General features: G+C 72.3%; 4 protein-coding genes. 2 read left to right on the top strand and 2 right to left on the bottom strand.

Annotation, left to right across the window (positions count from 1 at the left end; genetic code table 11):
• Positions 1–311 (bottom strand): LLM class flavin-dependent oxidoreductase (locus Q1N79_RS15145; protein ID WP_300609584.1); only part of this gene is annotated, 311 nt, incomplete at its 3' end.
• 193 nt (positions 312–504) lie between these two features.
• On the opposite strand from Q1N79_RS15145, the gene Q1N79_RS15140 reads away from it, so the two are divergent.
• Together Q1N79_RS15140 and Q1N79_RS15135 are read left to right on the top strand one after the other, a co-directional pair.
• Positions 505–1,764 (top strand): alpha-hydroxy acid oxidase, encoded by a 1,260-nt coding sequence (locus Q1N79_RS15140; RefSeq protein WP_300609582.1) that lies wholly within the window; start codon positions 505–507, stop codon positions 1,762–1,764.
• Positions 1,761–2,399, top strand: coding sequence for a LysE family translocator (locus tag Q1N79_RS15135; protein WP_300609580.1), 639 nt, complete (start codon positions 1,761–1,763; stop codon positions 2,397–2,399). Before Q1N79_RS15140 ends, Q1N79_RS15135 begins: the two co-directional genes overlap by 4 nt.
• A gap of 371 nt (positions 2,400–2,770) precedes the next feature.
• On the opposite strand, the gene Q1N79_RS15130 is transcribed toward Q1N79_RS15135, so the two are convergent.
• The coding region (locus Q1N79_RS15130; RefSeq protein WP_300609578.1) for a S41 family peptidase at positions 2,771–3,858 on the bottom strand (1,088 nt) is incomplete at its 5' end.

Below are 3,858 nucleotides of genomic sequence, written 5' to 3'. Positions count from 1 at the left end.
ATCTGCGCGGCCAGGGTCGGCGAGAGCAGGCCGGGGCGGAAGGCGACGAGGAACTTGAGTTTTTCCGTGACGGTCGCCAGCATGGCGGTGGTCAGCCAGGCGTCCTCGCACCAGGCGCCGGTCGGGGTGAGCGCGCCCTCGAACCCGAGCTGCTCGGCGCTGCGCGCGATCTGCCCGAGGTAGCCGATCGACGGCGGACGGACGGTGGCGCCTACCGCCGTCCCCGCGCTCGTCGCGACGCCGTGGCCGCCGCCGACGATGTCCCGGCCGTCGCCGTTGGTCGGCAGGAACCAGTGAAACCGCAGTGACATTCTTCGACCTGCCTCCAGCAGGGTGGCCTGTGCGTCATCAACTGTAACGCGCCGCTATGTCTATTATTTCGATAGGTTTAATATACATGAGCGGTCGCTGCTCTGTGTTCCTGGCGGCGGCCACTGCGGCGGGCTTCGCCGGTTGTCTGTGCGGATCTTCGCAGGCAGGCGGGCGCGGCGTATCGTCGCGAGCATGAGGGTGCAGGAAATGCGCAAGCTCGTCCGGCTGCGCGCTGTGGAGCTTGACGGCACGCGGCGGCGGCTCGCGGCGTGCCATGACGTGTCCGACCTGCGGCGGGTGGCGAAGCGGCGCATTCCGCGGCCGGTCTTCGACTACGTCGACGGGGCCGCGGACGAGGAACTCGCCGTGGCGGCCAACGTGGCCGCCTTCCGCCAGTGGCGGTTCCTGCCCCGGGTGCTGGCCGACGTCGACGTCGTGGACATGTCCGCGACCGTGCTCGGCTCGGCGCTGCCGGTCCCGCTCGCGCTGGGCCCCGCGGGGTACACCCGGATGCTGCACCCGGACGGCGAGAGCGGCGCCGCGCGGTCGGCGGCGCGGCACGGGCTGCCGTACACGCTGTCCACGATGGCGGCCACCGGCATCGAGGAACTCGCCGCTGTCGCCGTCGCCGGGGGTGGTTCGGGGGGTGCCGCTGTTGCGGGGGGTGCCGCTGCCGGGCGGCCAGACCTGTGGTTCCAGCTGTACATACTCAAGGACCGCTCGCAGGCGCGCGACCTGGTCAGCCGCGCAGCCGACAACGGCTTCGGCGCACTCGTGGTCACGGTCGACACGGTGGTGGCGGGGAACCGGCTCCGCGACCAGCGCAACGGACTGTCCATACCGCCCGAACTCAGCCTGCATACGGTCGCGTCCGTGGCCAGCAAGCCCGGCTACTGGCTGCGGCTGCTGTCCGGCCCGGCGCTCGACTACGCCAACTTCGCCGGGCGGCCGCCGACGACCATCAGGAAGACCGCTGACTTCTTCGACGCCAGCATCGACTGGTCCGACATCGCCGACCTGCGCTCGCGGTGGGCCGGCAAGCTGATCATCAAGGGCCCGCTCGGGCCGACCGACGCGCGCCGCGCCGCCGAACTCGGCGTGGACGGAATCCAGCTGTCCAACCACGGCGGCCGTCAGCTTGACCGGACCGTCGCTCCCGCCGACCTGATCGCGCCGGTACGCGAGGCCGTCGGGCCGTCGGTCGCCCTGCTTGTGGACTCGGGCATCCGGCATGGCGCCGACGTGGTGGTGGCGCTCGCGCTCGGCGCGGACGCCGGCGTGCTCGGCCGCGCCTACCTCTACGGGCTGATGGCCGGCGGCGAGGCCGGCGTGGACCGCGCGCTTGACCTGATCACCAGGCAGTTCCGGACGACGATGCAGCTGCTCGGGGTCACTTCGGTGGCCGAGCTGCGCAAGCGGGGCCGCGAGCTGATCACGCGGGAGCCGCGGTGATCTCCTCGGGTCAGCTGCTCGGTTACGCGCTCGTCTCCCTCGTCATCATCGTGGTCCCCGGACCCGGGGTGCTCTTCGTGGTCGGCAGGGCGCTGGTGCACGGCCGCCGGACCGCGGTCGCTACCGCGGCCGGGCACGCGGCCGGCAACTACGTGGTGGCCGCCTGCGTGGCCATCGGCCTCGGCTCGCTCCTCCAGCGCTCCGCGCAGCTGTTCGTCGCGGTCAAGCTGGCCGGGGCGCTCTACCTGGTGTGGCTGGGCGTGCAGGCCATCAGGCAGCGCCGCTCGCTCGCTGACGCGATCTCGGCGCCGGTGAATTCGCCCGCGGGCTGGCGGGCGCTGCGGGACGGGTTCGTTGTCGGCGTCACCAATCCGAAGGCATTCATCTTGTTCGGGGCGATCCTGCCGCAGTTCGTGAATAGGGAGGCGGGCCACATCCCCGTGCAAATGCTGTTGCTCGCCCTGGTGTCCGTCTCCATCGGGCTGGTCTCCGACAGCACGTGGGGTCTTGCCGCAAGCGGAGTCCGTGCCTGGTTCGCCTGCTCGCCGCGCCGGTTCGCGCTGGTCGGCGGCGCCGGCGGCCTCGCCATGATCGGCGTCGGCCTGACCGTCGCCATCACCGGCCGCAAGGACTGATCCGCACGCGGGGCATGCCGTTCCGCGCGCCGGGATCCTGTCACCCCAGGCGGCGGCAGCGCCAGCCCCGCAGGCACCACCGCTCCCGCGCCGGCCGGCCCCGGCGGCGCGGCCAGGTTAACTGCGATACGTTCGGGGTTTCTGTCGTTATAACGACAGAAACCCCGAACGTATCGGGAGAATGATCGTGGATCGGGAACAGGATGTGCTGACGAGGCATCTGTGATCCCGTTATCTGCGCCAGAGCCCTCCAGTGGCGAAAATGTTCCACGATAAGCCTCATGCCCGGAATGCCGCGACGCACCCGCCACACCGCTCACCCGCACACCAGCGGACCAGGTGACCGGACATCCGGTCGGTTCCGTAGCGAGCTATGGGCGGGGCGGGAGGGGCGGACGGCGCTTGGTGGGGCCTGAGGCGACGTCTGGCGCCGCCGCGGGGGGTCGCTCAGCCAGCAGCTCAAGCGCCCGGTCGACGGCCACCTCCAGCTGGGGGTCGCGATCGGCGGCCCAGTCGTCGGGGGTGATGAGGACCTCGATCTCGGGGTCGACGCCGTAGTTCTCCACGCCCCAGCCGTATTCGCCGAACCAGAACGCGTACCGCGGAACGGTGATCCGCGTGCCGTCGACCAGGGGGTAGCCGGCCCCGTCGATGCCGACCACGCCGCCCCACGTGCGGGCGCCCACCACGGGGCCGAGGCGCAGCGAGCGGATCGCCGCGGTGACGATGTCGCCGTCCGACCCGGCGAACTCGTCGGCCAGCGCGACGACCGGGCCGCGCGGCGCCTCCTCCGGGTAGCTTTCCGGGCGCACCCAGCGCCCGGAAGCCCAGCCGATGATCCGGCGGGCGAGCTTTTCCACGATCAGCTGCGAGGTGTGGCCGCCGCGGTTTCCGCGCACGTCCACGATCAGCGCGTCGCGGCCCATCTCCGCGCGCAGGTCACGGTGCAGGTGCGCCCAGCCCTCCCCCATCATGTCCGGAACGTGCAGGTAGCCGATCCGCCCGTCGGAGCGGGCGCGGACGAACTGGCGGCGCCCCGCCACCCAGTCCTGGTAGCGCAGCCGCCGCTCATCGCGCAGCGGGACGACCACCACACGGCGCGTCTGCGGCGCCGGGGGCTCCTCGGGGGCTTCGGCGTTGCCGGGCTCCTGGGACTGCGCGGCAGGCTGGGACTCAGCGGGTGCCTGGGACGCCGAGGCGGGGTCGGAATCGGCGGCAGGCCCGGACTCGTGGGGGGCCTGGGGATCCGCGGATGCCTGAGCGGCCACGGAAGGCAGGTGCTCAGCGGACGGCTCGGGCTCGTGGGACTGCGCGGCCGGATCGGCCGACGCGGCGGCGGCGTCGTCAGCCGCGGCAGCAGCGTCAGCCGCGGCTGGGCCGTCAGCCTCGGCCGCGGCGGCCTCGGCAGCGGCGGAGTCAGCAGCGGCGGAGTCAGCAGCGGCGGAGTCGGCGGCGGAGG

Source organism: Trebonia sp. (assembly GCF_030042015.1).
Classification (GTDB): Bacteria; Actinomycetota; Actinomycetes; order Streptosporangiales; family Streptosporangiaceae; genus Trebonia.
The sequence above is the reverse complement of the archived record's forward strand: the minus strand, read 5'-3'. Positions and strand labels throughout refer to the sequence as shown.

Excerpts from the sequence above, each read along its gene's own strand:
- Q1N79_RS15140 (WP_300609582.1), top strand. The coding sequence starts at position 505 with ATGAGGGTGCAGGAAATGCGCAAGCTCGTCCGGCTGCGCGCTGTGGAG.